General features: G+C 70.4%; 15 protein-coding genes. 4 read left to right on the top strand and 11 right to left on the bottom strand.

What is annotated here, in order from left to right; genetic code table 11:
• Positions 1-95: 95 nt before the first annotated feature.
• Genes mmsA through iolC form a run of 5 tightly spaced genes read right to left on the bottom strand, consistent with a single transcriptional unit; the run spans position 96 to position 6,427 of the window.
• The gene (gene mmsA / locus ABZ208_RS01320) at positions 96-1,595 is read right to left on the bottom strand and encodes a CoA-acylating methylmalonate-semialdehyde dehydrogenase (RefSeq protein ID WP_356907499.1); all 1,500 of its coding nucleotides are present in this window, start codon (positions 1,593-1,595) and stop codon (positions 96-98) included.
• An 11-nt stretch (positions 1,596-1,606) separates the two neighbouring features.
• The gene (gene iolD, locus ABZ208_RS01315) at positions 1,607-3,484 is read right to left on the bottom strand and encodes a 3D-(3,5/4)-trihydroxycyclohexane-1,2-dione acylhydrolase (decyclizing) (protein WP_356907498.1); all 1,878 of its coding nucleotides are present in this window, start codon (positions 3,482-3,484) and stop codon (positions 1,607-1,609) included.
• On the bottom strand, positions 3,481-4,305 hold the full coding sequence (gene iolB / locus ABZ208_RS01310) for a 5-deoxy-glucuronate isomerase (protein ID WP_356907497.1): 825 nt from the start codon (positions 4,303-4,305) through the stop codon (positions 3,481-3,483). Before iolB ends, iolD begins: the two co-directional genes overlap by 4 nt.
• A gap of 17 nt (positions 4,306-4,322) precedes the next feature.
• Positions 4,323-5,207, bottom strand: a complete 885-nt coding sequence (locus ABZ208_RS01305) for a deoxyribose-phosphate aldolase (protein WP_356907496.1) — start codon at positions 5,205-5,207, stop codon at positions 4,323-4,325.
• The gene (gene iolC / locus ABZ208_RS01300; RefSeq protein WP_356907495.1) at positions 5,204-6,427 is read right to left on the bottom strand and encodes a 5-dehydro-2-deoxygluconokinase; all 1,224 of its coding nucleotides are present in this window, start codon (positions 6,425-6,427) and stop codon (positions 5,204-5,206) included. Before iolC ends, ABZ208_RS01305 begins: the two co-directional genes overlap by 4 nt.
• A 134-nt stretch (positions 6,428-6,561) precedes the next feature.
• On the opposite strand from iolC, the gene ABZ208_RS01295 reads away from it, so the two are divergent.
• Positions 6,562-7,473 (top strand): sugar phosphate isomerase/epimerase, encoded by a 912-nt coding sequence (locus tag ABZ208_RS01295; RefSeq protein ID WP_356907494.1) that lies wholly within the window; start codon positions 6,562-6,564, stop codon positions 7,471-7,473.
• Positions 7,474-7,746: 273 nt separating this feature from the next.
• The gene (locus ABZ208_RS01290; RefSeq protein WP_328400431.1) at positions 7,747-7,941 is read left to right on the top strand and encodes a MerR family transcriptional regulator; all 195 of its coding nucleotides are present in this window, start codon (positions 7,747-7,749) and stop codon (positions 7,939-7,941) included.
• Positions 7,942-8,002: 61 nt separating this feature from the next.
• Here the strand turns inward: ABZ208_RS01290 and ABZ208_RS01285 are convergent, their stop codons facing one another.
• Positions 8,003-10,309, bottom strand: a complete 2,307-nt coding sequence (locus ABZ208_RS01285; protein WP_356907493.1) for an MMPL family transporter — start codon at positions 10,307-10,309, stop codon at positions 8,003-8,005.
• 162 nt (positions 10,310-10,471) lie between these two features.
• On the opposite strand from ABZ208_RS01285, the gene ABZ208_RS01280 reads away from it, so the two are divergent.
• Positions 10,472-11,149, top strand: a complete 678-nt coding sequence (locus ABZ208_RS01280) for a TetR/AcrR family transcriptional regulator (RefSeq protein WP_356907492.1) — start codon at positions 10,472-10,474, stop codon at positions 11,147-11,149.
• Between the two features lie 119 nt (positions 11,150-11,268).
• Entirely contained in the window at positions 11,269-11,586 is a 318-nt protein-coding gene (locus ABZ208_RS01275; protein ID WP_356907491.1) for a heavy-metal-associated domain-containing protein, read from the top strand.
• A gap of 765 nt (positions 11,587-12,351) precedes the next feature.
• Here ABZ208_RS01275 and ABZ208_RS01270 read toward each other — a convergent pair.
• From ABZ208_RS01270 to ABZ208_RS01250, 5 genes are all read right to left on the bottom strand, one after another.
• Positions 12,352-13,641: a citrate synthase gene (locus ABZ208_RS01270; RefSeq protein ID WP_356907490.1), complete on the bottom strand. Its 1,290-nt coding sequence runs from the start codon at positions 13,639-13,641 to the stop codon at positions 12,352-12,354.
• A 293-nt stretch (positions 13,642-13,934) separates the two neighbouring features.
• Positions 13,935-16,136 carry an ATP-dependent RecD-like DNA helicase gene (locus ABZ208_RS01265; RefSeq protein ID WP_356907489.1) on the bottom strand — a complete coding sequence of 734 codons (2,202 nt, stop codon included), beginning with the start codon at positions 16,134-16,136 and terminating at the stop codon, positions 13,935-13,937.
• Between the two features lie 399 nt (positions 16,137-16,535).
• Complete coding sequence (locus ABZ208_RS01260; protein ID WP_356907488.1) at positions 16,536-17,333, bottom strand: sugar phosphate isomerase/epimerase family protein; 798 nt, start codon at positions 17,331-17,333, stop codon at positions 16,536-16,538.
• A 26-nt stretch (positions 17,334-17,359) separates the two neighbouring features.
• Positions 17,360-18,517, bottom strand: coding sequence for a dihydrodipicolinate synthase family protein (locus ABZ208_RS01255; protein ID WP_356907487.1), 1,158 nt, complete (start codon positions 18,515-18,517; stop codon positions 17,360-17,362).
• Positions 18,514-19,665 (bottom strand): Gfo/Idh/MocA family oxidoreductase, encoded by a 1,152-nt coding sequence (locus ABZ208_RS01250; RefSeq protein WP_356907486.1) that lies wholly within the window; start codon positions 19,663-19,665, stop codon positions 18,514-18,516. Before ABZ208_RS01250 ends, ABZ208_RS01255 begins: the two co-directional genes overlap by 4 nt.
• Positions 19,666-19,790: the final 125 nt, after the last annotated feature.

Genomic DNA, 19,790 nt, shown 5'->3' with positions numbered 1-19,790 from the left:
GACTGTGCGACCCATTCTCCCGAAGATCGAGGGCGGCCGGGCACAGGGCGCACGGACAGGTGTCCGTGCGGGCCGCACCGGTAGGGCAGGGGACGTCAGTGGTTGCGCGGGAAGCCCAGGTCCACGCCGAGGTGGCCCTCGGACGGGTCCGGCCAGCGGGTCGTGACGACCTTGCCGCGGGTGTAGAAGTGCACGCCGTCGTTGCCGTAGATGTGGTGGTCGCCGAAGAGCGAGTCCTTCCAGCCGCCGAAGGAGTGGTAGCCCACCGGGACCGGGATCGGCACGTTCACGCCGACCATGCCGGCCTGGACCTCCAGCTGGAAGCGGCGGGCCGCGCCGCCGTCACGGGTGAAGACGGCCGTGCCGTTGCCGAACGGCGAGGCGTTGATCAGCTCCAGGCCCTCCTCGTACGTCTCCGTGCGCAGCACGCACAGCACCGGGCCGAAGATCTCGTCACGGTAGGCGTCGGAGTCGGTGGAGACCTTGTCGAGCAGCGACAGGCCGATCCAGTGGCCGTCCTCGAAGCCGTCGACCGTGTGACCCGTGCCGTCCAGAACCACATCGGCGCCCTGGGCCGCCGCGCCGGTGACGTACGAGGCGACCTTGTCGCGGTGCGCCTTGGTGATCAGGGGGCCCATCTCGGACGTCGGGTCGTTGCCCGGGCCAATCTTGATCTTCTCGGCACGCTCGCGGATCTTCTCGACCAGCTCGTCGGCGATGTGCCCGACCGCGACGACCGCGGAGATCGCCATGCAGCGCTCGCCGGCCGAGCCGTACGCCGCCGAGACCGCGGCGTCCGCGGCCGCGTCCAGGTCGGCGTCGGGCAGCACCAGCATGTGGTTCTTCGCGCCGCCCAGCGCCTGGACGCGCTTGCCGTTCGCGGAGGCGGTGGTGTGGATGTAGCGGGCGATCGGGGTGGAGCCGACGAAGGAGACCGCGGCGACGTCCGGGTGCGCGAGCAGCGCGTCGACCGCGACCTTGTCACCGTGGACGACATTGAGCACACCGTCGGGCAGCCCGGCCTCGGCGGCCAGCTCGGCGAGCAGGTTCGCGGCCGAGGGGTCCTTCTCGCTCGGCTTGAGGACGAAGGTGTTTCCGCAGGCGACCGCCAGCGGGAACATCCACATCGGCACCATCGCCGGGAAGTTGAACGGGGTGATGCCGGCGACGACGCCGAGCGGCTGGCGGATGGACGCGACATCGACCCGGTTGGACACCTGCGTGGACAGCTCACCCTTGAGCTGGGTGGTGATACCGCAGGCGAGTTCGACGATCTCCAGACCGCGGGCGACCTCGCCGAGCGCGTCGGAGTGCACCTTGCCGTGCTCGGCGGTGATCAGTGCCGCGATGTCGTCGCGGCGTGCGTCCAGCAGGGCGCGGTAGCGGAACAGCACCGCGGTGCGCTGCGCGAGCGAGGACGTGCCCCAGGTCGCGTACGCCTCCTTGGCCGCTGCCACGGCCGCGTCGACCTCTTCCACCGAGGCGAGGGCGACCTCCGTGGTGACCTCGCCGGTCGCCGGGTCGGTGACCGGGCCCCAGTTTCCCGACGCACCCTCGACGGTCTTGCCACCGATCCAGTGGTTGACGGTCTTCATTGCGTGCTCCTTCACAGATGGCGGCGTCGGGCTGCGGCCTGTCGGTCGTACTCCTCGCGGGCCTTGACCGCCGACGGGCGGGCCGCGGTCTCGGCTACCGGAACATCCCACCACGCCTGTGCTCCGGGCGGGCCCGACACAGTGTCTGCCGTTTCGGTCTCGACGTAGACACATGTGGCCGAGTCCGCCGAACGGGCCTCGGCGAGGGCTTCGCCCAGGTCACGCAGGGTCCTGGCACGGATCACCCGCATCCCGAGGGAGGCGGCGTTGGCCGCCAGGTCGACGGGCAGCGGGGCTCCGGTGTAGGTCAGGTCGGGGGCCCTGTGGCGGTACGCGGTGCCGAAGCGCTCCGCACCGACCGCCTCTGAGAGGCCCCCGATGGAGGCGTACCCGTGGTTCTGCAGGATCACCATCCTGAGGGGGATGTTCTCCTGGACCGCGGTGACGATCTCGGTGGGGTTCATCAGATACGTGCCGTCGCCGACCAGGGCCCAGACGGGGCGGCCGGGCGCGGCCATGGCGACGCCGATGGCGGCCGGGATCTCGTAGCCCATGCAGGAGTAGCCGTACTCGACGTGGTACTGGTCCGCCGAGCGGGTGCGCCACAGTTTGTGCAGGTCACCGGGGAGGGAGCCGGCCGCATTGATGAGGATGTCGTCGCCGGTGACGAGGGTGTCCAGCGCGCCGAGAACCTGGGTCTGGGTGGGGCGGGCGTCCGGGTCGCCGCTCTCGTACGCGGCGTCGACCAGCTGCTCCCAGCGCTCCTTGCCGTCGCCGTACTCCTGCGCGTACGCGGGGTCGACGCGGTGGGCGCCGCCCAGCGCGGCGGTGAGCTCCTCCAGCGCGCCGCGTGCGTCCGCGACCACGGAGAGCCCGGACATCTTGCGGGCGTCGAAGCCGGTGATGTTGATGTTGGCGAATCGGACCGCCGGATCGGCGAACAGCGTCGAGGAGGCGGTGGTGAAGTCGGACCAGCGCGTGCCGACGCCGATCACGAGGTCCGCGGTGCGGGCCAGCTCGTCGGCGGTGGCGGTGCCGGTGTGGCCGATGCCGCCGACGTCGCTGGGGTGGTCGTGGGGCAGCGAGCCCTTGCCGGCCTGGGTGGAGGCGACGGGGATGCCGGTGGCGCCGGCGAGGTCGCGCAGCGCCTGTTCGGCCTCGCTGTGGTGGACGCCGCCGCCCGCGACGATCAGGGGGCGGCGGGCGGACCGCACCGCCTGCGCCAGTTCGGTGAGCGCGTCGGCGTCGGCGCGCGGCCGGCGCACCGGCCACACCCGGTCGGTGAAGAACTCCTCCGGCCAGTCGTACGCCTCGGCCTGCACGTCCTGCGGGAGCGCGAGCGTGACCGCGCCCGTCTCGGCGGGGTCGGTGAGCACCCGCATCGCCTGGAGCGCGGCCGGGATCAGTGCCTCGGGGCGGGTGATGCGGTCGAAGTAGCGGGACACGGGGCGCAGCGCGTCATTGACCGACACATCTCCCGCGTACGGCACCTCCAGCTGCTGGAGGACCGGATCGGCGGGGCGGGTCGCGAACACATCACCCGGCAGCAGCAGGACCGGCAGCCGGTTGACGGTGGCGAGGGCGGCGCCGGTGACCAGGTTGGTGGCACCGGGGCCGATGGAGGTGGTCACGGCGTGGGTGGAGAGCCGGCGGGACTGGCGGGCGTAGCCGACGGCGGCGTGGACCATGGCCTGTTCGTTGCGGCCCTGGACGAAGGGCATGTCCGCCTCCGACTCCAGCAGCGCCTGGCCGATGCCGGCCACATTGCCGTGGCCGAAGATGCCCCAGGTGGCGCCGATCAGCCGTCGGTGCCGGCCGTCGCGCTCGGTGTACTGGCGGGCGAGGAAGGCGACGAGCGCCTGGGCCGTGGTGAGGCGTCGTGTGGTCATCGGTAGCCCTCCGCGGTGTGGTCGGGGTGGAAGCGGATGAGCCATTCGCGCTCGGCGCCCGGGCCCGCCATCACATTGAGGTAGTACATGGGGCGGCCGGGTTCGGCGATCGACGGGCCGTGCCAGCCGTCGGGGACGAGGACCGCGTCACCGGTGCGGACCTCGGCGAGCAGATCGGCGCCACCGGGCCGGGAGGGGGAGATGCGCTGGTAGCCCACGCCTCCGCGGTCGATCTCGAAGTAGTAGATCTCCTCCAGCTCGCTCTCCTCGCCGGGGCGGTGCTCATCGTGCTTGTGCGGCGGGTAGGAGGACCAGTGGCCGCCGGGCGTGATGACCTCGACGGCGATCAGCCGGTCGCAGGCGAAGGCGCCGGCGGCGGCGAAGTTGTGCACCTCGCGCGCCTGGATGCCGCTGCCGCGGGCCTCGACGGGAACCTCCGGCGCGGGGCCGTAGCGAGCGGGGAGTCGGCGCTCGCACTTCGCTCCTGCCAGGGCGAAGCGGCCTCCCACGCCGGAGGCGATCTGGGCACGGGCATCACGCGGTACATAGGCGAAGTCGCTCACTCCGCCGAACACGCTTTCCCTGCCGTGCAGTTCAAAGATTCCGTCTTGGGTGTGCACGGTGCAACCGCCGCGGAGCGGGAGCACGATCCACTCGCTGTCACCGGCCGTCAGCAGGTGCGATCCGCCCGGCTCCAGCTCCAGCACACGCAGGCCCGCATAGTCCCAGCCGGCCTCTGCGGGGGCGATGCGCAGCGCGTACGGGCCGTCCGCCGTGCTCCCCGCGCGAAGGTGGAGACCGTGCAGCTTCTTGTCGCTCATGCCCTCTCCCTACCCCCTCACAGCAGTCCGACGGCCGTGTCGACCGCACCGGCGACATCCCCGTCGGCCGGATAGAGCAGCGAACGGCCCACCACCAGTCCCTGGACGGTGGGCAGTTGCAGGGCGCCGCGCCACTTCTCGTAGGCGGAGTCCTGGTCGTCCCCTATATCGCCCCCGAGGAGCACCGCCGGGAGGGTGGAGGTCGCCATCACTGCCTGCATATCGTCCGGATCGTCGGTGACGGGCACTTTCAGCCAGCTGTACGCGGAGGTGCCGGCCAGTCCGGAGGCGATGGCGATGGACCGGGTGACGGCTTCGGCGCCGAGATCATTGCGGAGCCGTCCGTCGATCCGGTGACAGATGAACGGCTCGATGAAGACGGGAAGCTGACGCTCGGCCATCTCGTCGACGGCCCGGGCCGCTGCGTCCAAGGTGTCGAGGGAGGCCGGGTCGTCGTAGTCGATACGGAGCAGGAGCTTGCCGGCGTCGAAGCCGAGCCGTTCCAGGACGCGGGCGCGGTGCCCGGTGAACCGGTCGTCCAGCTCGAAGGCGGCTCCGGCGAGGCCGCCGCGGTTCATCGAGCCCATGACGACCTTGTTCTCGAGGGCACCGAGGAGGAGCAGGTCGTCGAGTATGTCGGCGGTGGCGAGGACGCCGTCCACACCGGGGCGCGAGAGCGCGAGGCAGAGCCGCTCCAGCAGGTCGAGGCGGTTGGCCATGGCGAGCGGGCGGTCACCGACGGCGAGTGCGCCGCGGGCCGGGTGGTCAGCCGCGATGATCATCAGCCGGCCGTTGTCGCCGACGAGTCCGGGCCGCCGGCGCCGGCGGCCGGCGGCCTCCGCCACAGCTTCGGGATGCCGGGTCCGGATCCCGACGAGCTCGCCGATGTCGACACGGCTCACGACCCCGCCCCTCCTGCCCCGCCGCCGTCACCGGCCTGCGGACCGGGCCACGCCCCGCCGCCCCGGCCTCCCGCGGAGGCGGCCCCGGCGTCCCGCACCCGGTCGGTGTCCGGTGCGGGGTGCGCCGCGGGGGAGGCGGGCGCGGCCTGCTCCGCTCCGGCCGGGTCGGCGAGCGGGGTCCGCCCCGTACCGGCGGAGTCCGGGGCGCGGGGAGCTGCGGTGCTCGGCACCGGGTGGTCCGTGCGGTCGGGGCGGCTCGGGTCCGGTGGGGGCGGGCCGCCCGCGAGGACGTCCTCGACCTCCTGGGCGTACGGCATCGCGCTCGAGCACGCCAGCCGCGCCGCCACGATCGCTCCCGCCGCGTTCGCGTACCGCATCACGCGCTCCAACTCCCAGCCCGCGAGCAGCCCGTGGCACAGTGCCCCGCCGAACGCGTCTCCCGCGCCGAGCCCGTTCACGACCTCCACCGGGACCGGCGGGACCTCGGCCCGGTTTCCGTCGCGATGGACGGCCAGGACGCCCTTGGGGCCCTGCTTGACGACGGCGAGCTCGGCCCCCGCCGCCAGCAGCGCCTGCGCCGCGGCGTACGGCTCGCGCTCCCCGGTGGCGATCTCGCACTCCTCGAGATTGCCGACGGCGACCGTCGCGTGCGTCAGCGCCTCGGTGTAGTACGGCCGTGCCGCCGCGGGGTCCGCCCAGAACATCGGGCGCCAGTCGAGGTCGAAGACGGTGGTCCCGGCCCGCGCCCGGTGGGCCAGCGCGGCCAGCGTCGCCGACCGGCTCGGCTGCGCACACAGCCCGGTACCGGTCACCCAGAAGACCCGCGCGGCACGCACCTGAGCCAGGTCCAACTCGTCCTCACGGATCTCGAGATCGGGTGCCTTGGGCTGCCGGTAGAAGTAGAGCGGGAAGTCGTCGGGCGGGAAGATCTCGCAGAAGGTGACCGGTGTCGGATACGCGTCGACGGGCGTGACCCACCGGTCGTCGACCCCGAACTCCTCGAGAGCCTGGTGGAGATACTCCCCGAATGCGTCGTTCCCGGTACGGGTGATCACCGCCGTCCGCCGGCCCAGCCTGGCCGCCGCGACCGCGACGTTCGTGGCCGAGCCGCCGAGGAATCTGCCGAAGGTGTCGGCCTGTGCCAACGGGACCCCGGTGCGCAGCGGGTAGAGGTCCACCCCGATCCGGCCCATCGTGATCACGTCGTAGGGCTGAGGCATGCGCGTCCCTTCGGTTCGACGCCGGCTGCACCGCACCCAGGTCTAGCCCTCCCCGCCGAACCCTGTCAACATTTTGTCCTTACATTCGGACCAAGCCTTGACACCTTTCTTCGACGGCCGGAAAGCTGACCGGCATGACCTCCTCCGTCCCCGCCCTGAACCGCATCCGGGTCGGCTCGGCCCCCGACTCCTGGGGGGTGTGGTTTCCCGACGATTCCCGGCAAGTCCCCTGGCAGCGCTTCCTCGACGAGGTCGCCCGGGCCGGCTACGAGTGGATCGAGCTCGGCCCCTACGGCTACCTTCCCAGCGATCCGGTGCGCCTCGCCGAGGAGACCTCCCGGCGCGGGCTGAAGGTCTCGGCCGGGACGGTCTTCACCGGGCTGCATCACGGGGCTGCCGTGTGGGACGAGACCTGGGCACATGTCTCGGACATCGCGGCGCTCACCCGGGCGATGGGTGCGGAGCATCTCGTGGTGATCCCTTCCTTCTGGCGCGACGACAAGACCGGCGAGGTTCTGGAGGACCGCACGCTCAGCGCCGCGCAGTGGCGTGATCTCACCTCCCAGACCGAACGGCTGGGCCGGGAGGTGCGCGAGCGGTACGGGCTGAAGATCGTCGTCCATCCGCACGCGGACACCCATATCGACAGCGAGGAGAACGTCAGCCGGTTCCTGGACGCCACCGACTCCGACCTGGTCTCGCTCTGTCTGGACACCGGGCACTACGCCTACTGCGGCGGCGACAGCGTCAAGCTGATCGAGACGTACGGGGAGCGCATCGGCTATCTCCATCTCAAGCAGGTCGATCCGCGGATCCTCGCCGAAGTGGTCGCGGACGCGGTGCCGTTCGGGCCTGCGGTCGGGCGGGGCGTGATGTGCGAGCCGCCGGCCGGGGTGCCCGCACTGGAGCCCGTACTGGCCGCGGCGCAGGCACTGGGTGTCGAGCTCTTCGCCATCGTGGAGCAGGACATGTACCCGTGTCCGCCGGACAAGCCCTTCCCGATCGCCGAACGCACCCGCGGCTTCCTGCGCTCCTGCGGCCTCTGAGCGGCGCGGGACACCGGAGCCGACAGAGCCGGGCGCTCGGAGGCTGCCGAGGAATCTGGGACACATGCGTCACATCTGTCACCGTTGTCGCCAGCTGATCACGCTTGTCCCGATTACGCGGCCCTTCTGTCACAGCCGTTCAACAGCCGGGCCCCTGCGGCGACTCGACATCGTTCTACTGGCATTGGCTCAGTGATCGCCAGCGTGCGGGCGGCCGATCCCCCGACGGCATCCCGCCCGCCGCTGCCGCGCCCGCAGGAAGGTGCCACACAGATGACGGACAGAAGGCTCTGGTCCTACAAGGACATCGCCGCGCACATCAAGGTCCAGACGGAAACAGTCCGTTCCTACCGCAAACACGGCCTTCTTCCGCCACCCGACCATGTGGAGGCCGGCAAGCCCTACTGGTACGCGGACACGATTCGCCTCTGGGTCGCCAACCGTCCCGGAAACCGGGGCCGCCGGTAACGAGCGGGCGGGGCCCCACACCCGGCGGTGCGGGGCCCGGCGCATCACCGCCCTCGCGGGATCACACCCCGGCCGGGTCCCGGTCCGCCGTCTCTGTCGTGGCCGCTTCCGCTGTCGGCCCATGAGCCGTGTGCGGCTCCGCCCCACTCTTCCCTGCCGGCTCCCCGGAATGAGCTGCCGCCTCCCCCTCGCTGAGCCCGAACCGCTCATGGAAGCGGCGCAGCGGCCGCGGGGCCCACCAGGTCGACCTGCCCATCAGCTTCATCACCGAGGGGACCAGCAGGCTGCGCACCACCATGGCGTCCATCAGCACGGCGAGCGCGATGCCGAGGCCGAGCATCTTGGTGTTGGTCACCCGCGAGGTGCCTATGCCCACCATCACCACCGCGAGGATCACGGCCGCCGCGGTGATCAGCCCGCCGGTGCGCTGCAGCCCGAACCGTACGGCCTGCTCGTGGTCGCCGGAGCGGTCGTACTCCTCCTTGATCCTGGAGAGCAGGAAGACGCCGTAGTCCATCGAGAGCCCGAAGGCGATGCAGAACATGAGCACGGGCAGGGTGGTCTCGATGTCCCCGGTGGAGGTGAAGGCGAGCAGTCCGGAGAGATGGCCGTCCTGGAAGACCCAGACGACGGCCCCGAACATCGCCGTCAGGCTGAGCGCGTTGAGCACGACCGCCTGGAGCGGGATCAGCACGCTGCCACTGAGCAGGAAGACCAGCAGGAGTGTCGCCACAACGATGATCCCGAGCGCCAGAGGCAGCCGATCCGCGATGGCGTCCTTGGAGTCCTCCAGCACCGCGGCTCTTCCGGTCACCGATGTCTCGAACGGGGCCGGCACATCGCGCAGCTCGTGCACGAGCCGCTGCGCCTGCTCGCCCACGGCCTCGCCCTCGGGCAGCACGGTGAAGTAGGCGAAGGCGCCGGAGACGACGGGTCCGTCGACGCGCACCACCCCCGGCAGGGCCGAGATGCGCTCGCGGTACTGCGCGTACTGGGCGGGTGTCGGCGCGGCCTCTGAGGCTTCGGCGCGCTCGGTGATCACTTCGAGTCCGCCGGTGGGGCTGCCGGGAAAGCCGTCCCGTATCTTCTGCTGGACGACATGGGACTCGGCGGTGGGCGGCAGCTGACGGTCGTCGGGGGTGCCGAACTTCACGCCCAGGAAGGGCAGTCCGAGCAGCACCAGGGCGCCGACCGTACCGATGGCGAACAGCGGGGCCCGGCGCATCACCACAGCGGCGACCCGGGCCCAGCCCGCGCCGGACTTCGCAGCCGCCGGGTCGTCTGCGGCGCCCTCGCGTCCGCGACCGCGCCCGAACAGACGGCGCAGATCCAGCGCGTTGACCCGATGGCCGAGGAGCATCAGTGCCGCGGGCAGCAAGATCAGTGCGGCGAGGGCCGCGAGCAGTACGACGGCGATGCCCGCATAGGCGAACGACCTCAGGAAGTACTGCGGGAAGACCAGCATCGCGGCCAGGGACACCGCCACGGTCAGGGCAGAGAAGAGGACGGTACGGCCCGCGGTGCGCAAGGTCGCTCCGACCGCTTCGCGCACCTCCCTTCCCGCGGACAGTTCCTCGCGGAATCTGCGCACGATGAACAGGGCGTAGTCGATGGCGAGTCCGAGCCCCAGCGCCGTGGTGAGGTTCTGCGCGAAGACCGAGACGTCGGCGAACTCGGTGATGCCCCGCAGCACGGCGTTCGTCCCCAGGATGGCGATGATGCCGACACCCAGCGGCAGCAGCGCCGCGACCGCGCTGCCGAAGACCATGACCAGCAGCACCAGCGTGATCGGCAGGGCGATCAGCTCCGCCCGGAGCAGGTCCTCCTGGATGGTCTCCGTCATCTCCTGCTGGACGGCGACCGGGCCGCCGATCGAGACCTCCAGCGGGCCGTGCGCGCCCCGGTAGTCCGGGGCTATCCGCTTCAGCGTTTCGGACGTGGTCTTCTCGTCGCCCTCGACGCGGGCCGCGATCAGCGCCTGCCGTCCGTCCTCGGCGCGCAGGGCGGGCGCCTTGGTCTGCCAGTACGACCCGACACCCGTGACGCCCTCCTCGGCGGAGAGCCTGCTCACCAGGCGGCCGGCCTCGGCGGCGACCGACGGGTCGTCCACGCCCGCCCGGCCGGCGTCCACGAGGAGCAGGAGATTCGGCTGGGAGGCGGGGAACTCCCGCTCCAGGGCCTCGGTGGCATAGCTCGACTCGGCTGCCGGATCCTGCCAGCCTCCGGCTCCCATCCGGTCGGCGACCCCGCTTCCGGCGAACACGGCGAGCGCGGTCAGGACCAGTGCGGTCAGCAGCGCCAGACGCGGCCTCGCCGTGACGAAGCGGGTCCATCCCCCCAGCCGCGGCGAGCTGTTGACTTCGGACATGATGCGGTGTCCCCTTCACCGTGCCCATGCGCAGGCTTCCCGGCAGGCAGCATGGGCCGACCATTGCCATAGACTGGCAAACACGAGTCATCACTCGCATAACCAAAGAATGCGAGCGGTTACTCGTGTTTGTCAACTGCGCAAGGAAGCTGGGGATTTCACGTGCCGGAGCCGACGAAGCCGGAGCACACGCCGAGCAGCCAGGACAACGGGTCGGCCGCGGGCCGGCCGCGCCGGCGCCAGGCCCGTGGCGAGCGCCGCATCGCCCAGCTCCTCGACGCCGCGGCCAGCGTCTTCTGCACGACGGGATACACGGCAGCCAGCACCAACGCCATCGCCCGCGAGGCCGGCGTCTCCCCCGGCACTCTGTACCAGTTCTTCCCGAACAAGGAGGCCATCGCCGTCGAGCTCGGCGGCCGCCTGCTGCACCAGTGGCGCGAGTCCCACGGCGAGGCCCTGGACGCGGCCGCCCTCGACCTCCCGCTCGAAGAGCTGCTGGACGCCGTACTGGACCCGCTCATCGACTTCAACCAGCAGAACCCCGCCTTCGCGGTCCTGATGCACGGCCCCGACACCCCGGGACAGATCACCGACGAGTTCACCACCGTTCACCTGGGCCTGCTCGAACGGATCGAGACACTGATGGCGGGCTACCTGCCCGACACGCCCGCCGACGAGATCGCCCGGGTTTCGACGATGATCTTCGTGATCTTCAAGGGGGGACTGGAGCTGATCATGGCCCACGAGGGCGCGCAGCGTGCGGCGTACACCGATGAGCTGAAGAAGGTCCTGCTCCGCTATCTCGACCCGATCCTCGGCGAGGCCCTGAGGCCCGCTTGACCTACCGCGGCGACCAATACCCCCTAGGGGTATAAAATCATGATGCCGGGAAGGCACGGAGCCCCCCGGCCCACTGGTGCACCATGGCCTCGCCAGGTCCACAGGAAGAGGAGAGCGCGATGACCGCCGAGACGAAGACCGGGATCGAGACCGCGGGGACGACGGGCTCGTGCTGCTCCTCGAACGGTGCCGGACACAACGGGTCGTCCGGCGGGCAGACCGGTGGCATCACCGTCGTCTACCGGGTGACCGGCATGACCTGCGGGCACTGCGAGGGCGCCGTCACCAGCGAGATCTCCGCGATCGCCGGCGTCACGTCCGTGACGGCCTCGGCCGCGACCGGCCTGGTCACCGTGGTCTCCGAAACCCCGGTCGGCGAGGCCGACGTGCGCGCCGCCGTGGACGAGGCCGGCTACGAGCTGACCGGCACAGCCTGAGCCTGCCCCCTGCCCTGCCCCGCCCGAGCCCCACGACCCCACACCCCACGCTCCAGCCGGGCCTGAGCCCGGCTTCCACGCCTGACCGCCACCGGACCCGCGGATACACGGGCGGGCGCGGACACGGCCGAGTGGAGGCAGGGGATCTGACGCCCATACGCGGCGTTCTGCGCATGAGCGGCGACGCGATCCGTCCCGCCCGTCGGACCACGGCCATGACCAAAGAGAATCTTTACCGGCCTTCGACCCCGACGACACCACGCCGCCCCCGGCCGCATCATGCCTGCTCAACCCCATGATCACCGGATCCGGCATGGCCCTTTCGTCCATGTTTGCGGCATCGGGCAACCCGCGGCTGCGCTCCTTCCCGTGACTACAAATGGGTCACAAGACCTTCACAAGGAGACCTAGATCACAGATATTTAGGGGTAACCATTACGGCTCCTCGCGAGTCTAAGTGGGCGATGCCAGAACGTCTTGGGGGACGTTCATGGGATGTCTTGGGGGACGTCCCAGGCAAGCGTTGGCCGGGGCACGTGCCCGGGGAGCTTTGAGCGGCCCTCCCGTACGTACGTACCCCGGCAGACCGCGCGTGGAGCTTCTGCAGCCCAACAGACGCCCGGCCGGATCCCGTGGGGGGAATCCGCTCCGGGGATATGGGAAGCGCCCCGCCCGCCGACCCGTGGGGGGATCGGCAGCGGGGCGCTTTCCGTTGTCAGGGCCCGGCCCGGCGGCGGTGCGCTCAGCCGGCCCGTACCGCAGACGTCAGCGGGCCTCGACCGGGACGAAGTCGCGCAGGACCTCGCCGGTGTAGATCTGGCGCGGGCGGCCGATACGGGAACCCGGCTCCTTGATCATCTCGTGCCACTGGGCGATCCAGCCGGGCAGCCGGCCGAGCGCGAACAGCACGGTGAACATCTCGGTCGGGAAGCCCATGGCCCGGTAGATCAGACCCGTGTAGAAGTCCACGTTCGGGTAGAGGTTGCGCGAGACGAAATAGTCGTCGGAGAGCGCGTGCTCCTCGAGCTTCAGCGCGATGTCGAGCAGCTCGTCGGACTTGCCGAGCGCCGAGAGGACATCGTGCGCCGCCGCCTTGATGATCTTCGCCCGCGGGTCGAAGCTCTTGTAGACGCGGTGGCCGAAGCCCATCAGACGGACGCCGTCCTCCTTGTTCTTCACCTTGCGGATGAAGGAGTCGACGTCGCCGCCGTCCGCCTGGATGCCCTCGAGCATCTCCAGGACCGACTGGTTGGCGCCACCGTGCAGCGGGCCCCACAGGGCGCTGATGCCGGCCGAGATCGAGGCGAACATGTTCGCCTGCGAGGAGCCGACCAGACGCACGGTGGAGGTCGAGCAGTTCTGCTCGTGGTCCGCGTGCAGGATCAGCAGCTTGTCGAGCGCCGAGACCACGACCGGGTCCAGCTCGTACTCCTGCGCCGGGACCGAGAAGGTCATCCGCAGGAAGTTCTCGACGTACCCGAGGTCGTTGCGCGGGTAGACGAAGGGGTGACCGATCGACTTCTTGTAGGCGTACGCCGCGATCGTCGGCAGCTTGGCGAGCAGCCGGACGGTGGAGAGATGACGCTGCTTCTCGTCGAACGGGTTGTGGCTGTCCTGGTAGAACGTCGACAGCGCGCTGACCACCGAGGACAGCATGGCCATCGGGTGCGCGTCGCGCGGGAAGCCGCCGTAGAACCGCTTGACGTCCTCGTGCAGCAGCGTGTGCTGGGTGATCTCACCCCTGAAGGCCGAAAGCTCGTCGACCGTGGGAAGCTCGCCGTTGATCAGCAGGTACGCCACCTCAAGGAAGGTGGACCGCTCGGCCAGCTGCTCGATCGGGTAGCCGCGGTACCGCAGGATGCCCTGCTCGCCGTCGAGGTAGGTGATCGCGGATTTATACGCGGCGGTGTTGCCGTAACCGCTGTCCAGGGTCACCAGACCGGTCTGGGCTCGGAGCTTCCCGATGTCGAAGCCCTTGTCACCGACGGTGCTCTCGACCACCGGGTAGGTGTATTCACCGTCCGCGTACCGCAGTACTACAGAGTTGTCGCTCACGTCATCCCTCACCGACGTAGTGCCTCTTCTTCGAGGTGCCCTGACTGTCTCTACCATCCCCCATTTGGCTCAGGAGAGTGCACTCGGGGTCGACCATTGGGCCTATCGGCGGCACTCAGTGCCGCCAACCTGCTCATCTTGCCCCCTTCGCCCAGCTTGTGGAAGCCAGGGTCCCGTTTCGGAGGAACCGCGGGACCCTCCTGCCGCGAGCAACCACGACCGGGTAAGGGCAGCCTGATTCCATCGTGCCCCGCGCGGCCGGATCCGGCCGCCGCAAGGCCGTGGCGACGAGGTCAGCCCGCCAGTCGGTGGTCGAGGGCCGTGAAGCGTCTGCCTGCGGAAACGGTGCGCACGGCCTGGCCTATCGCCTTGCGCGAGCCCACCAGCACGACCAGTTTCTTCGCCCGTGTGACGGCCGTGTAGAGGAGGTTGCGCTGGAGCATCATCCAGGCGCCCGTGGTGACAGGAATCACCACGGCCGGATATTCACTCCCCTGGGAGCGGTGGATCGTCACCGCGTAGGCATGGGCCAGCTCGTCCAGCTCGTCGAAGTCGTACGCCACCTCCTCGTCCTCGTCCGTGAGCACCGTCAGGCGCTGGTCGTCGAGGTGGAGCGAGGTGACGACGCCGACCGTGCCGTTGAACACCCCGTTCCGCCCTTTCTCGTAGTTGTTGCGGATCTGGGTGACCTTGTCCCCGACACGGAAGACACGGCCGCCGAAGCGCTTCTCGGGAAGATCGGGACGGGCGGGGGTGATCGCCTGCTGGAGCAGCCCGTTGAGCGTGCCCGCGCCGGCCGGGCCGCGGTGCATGGGGGCGAGCACCTGCACATCCCGCCGCGGATCCAGCCCGAATTTCGCCGGAATGCGACGGGCCGCGACATCCACAGTGAGCAGTCCCGCGTCCTCCGTCTCCTCCTCCACGAAGAGGAAGAAGTCGGCGAGACCTGAAGTGACGGGCTGCATCCCCGAGTTGATCCGGTGTGCGTTGGTGACCACGCCGGACTGCTGGGCCTGGCGGAAGATACGGGTCAGCCGGACGCTGGGCACCGGCCCGCCGTCCGCGAGAAGATCCCGCAGCACCTCACCGGCGCCCACGCTCGGCAGCTGGTCCACATCACCGACCAGCAGCAGATGCGCGCCGGGCGCCACCGCCTTCACCAGCTTGTTCGCCAGCAGGAGATCCAGCATGGACGCCTCGTCCACCACGACCAGATCGGCGTCGAGCGGCCGGTCCCGGTCGAAGGCCGCGTCGCCGCCGGGCTTGAGCTCCAGCAGCCGGTGCACGGTCGACGCCTCGGCGCCGGTCAGCTCGGCCAGCCGCTTGGCGGCCCGGCCGGTCGGGGCCGCCAGCACCACCTTGGCCTTCTTGGCGCGCGCCAGCTCCACGATCGAGCGGACCGTGAACGACTTGCCGCAGCCAGGTCCTCCGGTCAGCACGGCGACCTTGGCGGTCAGGGCGAGGCGCACCGCGGCCTCCTGCTCCGGCGCCAGCTTCGCGCCCGTGAGCTGCGCGAGCCAGGCCAGCGCCTTGTCCCAGTCGACGTCCTGGAACGAGGGCATCCGGTCGTCGTCGGCCCGCAGCAGCCGGCGCAGCTGGCCGGCCAGCGAGAGCTCGGCGCGGTGGAAGGGGACGAGGTACACGGCCGTGACGGGCTCACCGCCGTCCGGGCCGGGCACCTGCTCCCGTACGACGCCCTCCGCGACGGCCGCGAGCTCGCCGAGGCAGTCGATGACAAGGCCGGTGTCCACCTGGAGCAGCTTCACCGCGTCGGCGATCAGCTGTTCCTCGGGCAGGAAGCAGTGCCCCTGGTCGCTGGACTGCGACAGGGCGTACTGCAGGCCCGCCTTGACCCGTTCGGGGCTGTCGTGCGGTATGCCGACCGCCTGGGCGATCTTGTCGGCGGTCAGGAAACCGATGCCCCATACATCGGCCGCCAGCCGGTACGGATGGTTCTTGACCACCGAGATCGAGGCGTCCTCGTACTTCTTGTAGATGCGCACCGCGATGGAGGTGGAGACGCCGACGCCCTGGAGGAAGATCATGACCTCCTTGATGGCCTTCTGCTCCTCCCAGGCGGCGCCGATCAGCTTGGTCCTCTTGGGGCCGAGGCCGGGCACCTCGATCAGCTTCTTCGGCTGCTGCTCGATGACGTCGAGGGTGTCGACACCGAAGTGGTCCACGATCCGCTCGGCGATCCTCGGGCCGATGCCCTTGATCAGGCCGGAGCCGAGATAGCGGCGGATGCCCTGGACGGTGGCCGGGAGCACCGTCGTGTAGTTCTCCACCGTGAACTGCTTGCCGTACTGCGGGTGGGAGCCCCAACGGCCCTCCATGCGCAGTGACTCGCCCGGCTGCGCACCGAGCAGCGAGCCGACCACGGTCAGCAGATCGCTGCCGCGGCCGGTGTCGACGCGCGCGACCGTGTACCCGTTCTCCTCGTTGGCGTACGTGATGCGTTCGAGCACGCCTTCGAGGACTGCCAGATTGGACATGGCCCGACGCTACCGCCGAGGTCCGACAGCTCGGAGCGCCTGTGGACGAACCGGGCCCGAGCCCGGGAGCACCGCGGACGCAAAGGGGGCCCGGCCTACCGGCCGGGCCCCTCAGCATCCCCCACCTCAAGGCCCCTTCAGATCCCCCCGGATCCCCACCCCCGGAGCCTTGACGACACATACGACTGCCGTCACTCGGAAAGGGTTGTACGACTTCGGGCAGTAATTTTTTGCACGGCGGTCGCGTTCCGGGCGGACGGCCGTCGGCCTGCGTGCCCGCAGTTCGGAACGGCGGACTGCCTGTCCGTCCGAGTGGTTGGAGTGATCGACAGGTCCGTGACCCTGTCGTCATGCGACGACGGAGGGACCGCGTTCCGCCCTCCCGGTTCCGCCCTCCCATCAGAACGCCTCCGAAACGAACCTCACCGTCGTCTCCTCCATGACCTCCACCCCGTCCCTCGCCCACAGGCCGTCGTTGAACAGCTCCACCTCGATCAGCCCTGTCCACCCTGCCGACTCCACGCGCTCCCGCCAGGCACGCAGATCCACCGCGCCGTCGCCCAGTTGGCCACGGCCGTGCAGCACCCCGGCGGGCAACGGGGTGATCCAGTCCGCCAGTTGGAAGGAGTGGATGCGGCCCGCGGCCCCCGCGCGGGCCACCGCTGACGGGGCCTGGTCGTCCCACCAGATGTGATACGTGTCCACCACCACGCCCACCTGGTCCGCCGGGAATCGTTCGGCCAGGTCCAGGGCCTGAGTCAGGGTGGAGACCACGCAGCGGTCCGAGGCGAACATCGGGTGCAGAGGCTCGATCGCCAGGCGGACGCCGCGCTCCCCCGCGTGGGGGGCCAGCTCGGACAGCGCGTCGGCGATCCGCTCGCGGGCGGCGGCGAGGTCGCGCTCGCCGTCCGGGAGGCCGCCGGAGACGAGGACCAGGGTGTCCGTGCCCAGCGCCGCCGCTTCGTCGATGGCCGCGCGGTTGTCGGCCAGGGCGCGGTGCCGCTCGTCCGCGTCGATCGCCGTCAGGAAGCCGCCGCGGCACAGGGAGGTGACCGCGAGCCCTGCGTTCCGTACCAGCGTGACAGTCGCCTCCAGGCCGTACGCGGCGACCGGTTCGCGCCACAGGCCCACGCCCGGGATGCCGAGGCGGACGCACGCGTCCGTGAGCTCGGGCAGGGACAGTTGCTTCACCGTCATCTGGTTGATGCTCAGGCGCCCTCGGCTCACCGGTGCACCCCGTAGACGGCCAGCAGAGACTTCATACGGGACTCCGCCCGTACCGGATCGGGGAACAGGCCGAGCCTGTCGGCCAGTTCGTAGGCCCGGCACAGATGCGGCAGGGAGCGCGCGGACTGCAGGCCGCCCACCATCGAGAAGTGCGACTGGTGCCCGGCGAGCCAGGCCAGCAGCACAACGCCGGTCTTGTAGAAGCGCGTCGGCTCCTCGAACAGATGGCGGGCCAGCTCGACCGTCGGGTCGAGCAGCGTGCGGAAGCCCGCCGTGTCCCCCGCGTCCAGAGCGCGCACCGCCTCGGCCGCCCGCGGGCCCAGCGGGTCGAAGATGCCGAGCATGGCATGGCTGAAGCCGACTTCGTCGCCCGCGATCAGTTCGGGATAGTGGAAGTCGTCGCCGGTGTAACAGCGCACGCCCTCCGGCAGCCGCCTGCGCAGGTCGATCTCGCGCTCAGCGTCGAGCAGCGAGATCTTGATGCCGTCGACCTTGTCCGGGTGCTCGGCGATGATGTCGAGGCAGGCCGTGGTCGCGGCATCCAGGTCGGAGCTGCCCCAGTAGCCCTCGAGCGCCGGATCGAACATCGGGCCGAGCCAGTGCAGGATCACCGGCTGCGAAGCCTGGCGCAGCAGAGGCGAGTAGACGGCGTGGTAGTCGTCGGGCGTGCGGGCGGTGGCCGCGAGGGCACGGGACGCCATGAGGATCGCGCGGGCACCGCACTCCTCGACGAGGGCCAGCTGCTCCTCGTACGCGCCGCGGACGCCCGCGAGGCCGACAGGACCCGCCTGCCCGTCGGTGCCGACCCCGCAGGCGATCGTGCCGCCGACCGCCTTGGCCTCGGCCGCCGAGCGCCGGATCAGCTCGGCCGCGCCCGCCCGGTCCAGGCCCATGCCGCGCTGCGCGGTGTCCATCGCCTCGGCGACGCCGAGACCGTGCGACCACAGATGGCGGCGGAAGGCGAGCGTCGCGTCCCAGTCGACGGCCGCGGGCGCATCGGGGTGGGTGTCGGCGTACGGGTCGGCCACGACATGCGCCGCGGCGAAGACCGTACGGGAGGTGAGCGGGGCGCCGCCCGCTGCGACGGGGGCGGGCTCGGTGCGCGGTTCGTACATGTACAACCCGCCGTCCCGGTGCGGTAGTTCGATGGTCACAGGACCAGCTCCGGCACGCTGATGCGCCGCCCCTCGGCGGACGAGCGCAGGCCGAGCTCGGCGAGCTGTACGCCGCGCGCACCCGCCAGCAGGTCCCAGCGGTACGGCTCACCGAGGGCGACATGGCGCAGGAACAGCTCCCACTGGGCCTTGAAGCCGTTGTCGAACACGGCGTTGTCCGGGACCTCCTGCCACTGGTCGCGGAAGGACCCGGTGACGGGTCCGTCCGGGTTCCACACGGGCTTGGGGGTGGCGCTGCGGTGCTGGACGCGGCAGTGGCGCAGACCGGCGACCGCCGAGCCGTTGGTGCCGTCGACCTGGAACTCGACGAGTTCGTCGCGGTTGACCCGGACCGTCCAGGAGGAGTTGATCTGGGCGACGGCGCCGCCGTCCAGCTGGAAGATGCCGTACGCGGAGTCGTCGGCGGTCGCCGCGTACGGCTTGCCCTGCTCGTCCCAGCGCTGCGGGATGTGGGTGGTGAGGTGCGCGGTGACCGAGACGACCCTGCTGAACAGCTCGTGCAGTACGTACTCCCAGTGCGGGAACATGTCGACGGCGATGCCGCCTCCGTCCTCGCTGCGGTAGTTCCAGCTGGGGCGCTGCGCCTCCTGCCAGTTGCCCTCGAAGACCCAGTAGCCGAACTCGCCGCGCACGGAGAGGATCCGGCCGAAGAAGCCGCCGTCGACGAGGCGCTTCAGCTTCACCAGTCCCGGCAGGAAGATCTTGTCCTGGACGACGCCGTGCCTGATGCCGGCCGCCTCGGCGAGCCGGGCCAGCTCCAGGGCGCCGGCGAGGTCGGTGGCGGTCGGCTTCTCGGTGTAGATGTGCTTGCCCGCCGCGATCGCCTTCTTCAGTGCTTCGACGCGGGCGGAGGTGGCCTGTGCGTCGAAGTAGATGTCGATGCTGTCGTCGGCGAGTACGGAGTCGAGATCGGTCGACACCTCCGTGAGGCCGTGCCGCTCCGCGATCTCGCGCAGGGCGTGCTCGCGGCGCCCGACGAGAACGGGCTCGGGCCACAGGACGTCGCCGTCACCGAGACGGAGGCCGCCCTGATCGCGTATCGCGAGGATGGAGCGGACCAGGTGCTGTCGGTAGCCCATCCGTCCGGTGACGCCGTTCATGGCGATCCGCACTGTCCTGCGTGTCACGAAGCTTCCTCCGTTCCACTCGGATTTCCCGAGTTCTTTGGATTTGAGCGTAGCAAGCGCTTTCTACACGATATGAAGCTAGCCTGCCGACAGCGACTCGGACAAGGGGTCGTTCCATCTCCCGC

It is taken from the genome of Streptomyces sp. NPDC006208 (assembly GCF_040613775.1).
GTDB lineage: Bacteria > Actinomycetota > Actinomycetes > Streptomycetales > Streptomycetaceae > Streptomyces.
This window is presented reverse-complemented; position numbering and strand designations above follow the sequence as displayed.

What these genes read in the sequence shown, in the direction of transcription:
- mmsA (WP_356907499.1), bottom strand. Translation starts at nt 1,595, where the DNA reads ATGAAGACCGTCAACCACTGGATCGGTGGCAAGACCGTCGAGGGTGCG.
- iolD (WP_356907498.1), bottom strand. Translation starts at nt 3,484, where the DNA reads ATGACCACACGACGCCTCACCACGGCCCAGGCGCTCGTCGCCTTCCTC.
- iolB (WP_356907497.1), bottom strand. Translation starts at nt 4,305, where the DNA reads ATGAGCGACAAGAAGCTGCACGGTCTCCACCTTCGCGCGGGGAGCACG.
- iolC (WP_356907495.1), bottom strand. Translation starts at nt 6,427, where the DNA reads ATGCCTCAGCCCTACGACGTGATCACGATGGGCCGGATCGGGGTGGAC.
- ABZ208_RS01295 (WP_356907494.1), top strand. Translation starts at nt 6,562, where the DNA reads ATGACCTCCTCCGTCCCCGCCCTGAACCGCATCCGGGTCGGCTCGGCC.
- ABZ208_RS01290 (WP_328400431.1), top strand. Translation starts at nt 7,747, where the DNA reads ATGACGGACAGAAGGCTCTGGTCCTACAAGGACATCGCCGCGCACATC.
- ABZ208_RS01285 (WP_356907493.1), bottom strand. Translation starts at nt 10,309, where the DNA reads ATGTCCGAAGTCAACAGCTCGCCGCGGCTGGGGGGATGGACCCGCTTC.
- ABZ208_RS01275 (WP_356907491.1), top strand. Translation starts at nt 11,269, where the DNA reads ATGACCGCCGAGACGAAGACCGGGATCGAGACCGCGGGGACGACGGGC.
- ABZ208_RS01265 (WP_356907489.1), bottom strand. Translation starts at nt 16,136, where the DNA reads ATGTCCAATCTGGCAGTCCTCGAAGGCGTGCTCGAACGCATCACGTAC.
- ABZ208_RS01260 (WP_356907488.1), bottom strand. Translation starts at nt 17,333, where the DNA reads ATGACGGTGAAGCAACTGTCCCTGCCCGAGCTCACGGACGCGTGCGTC.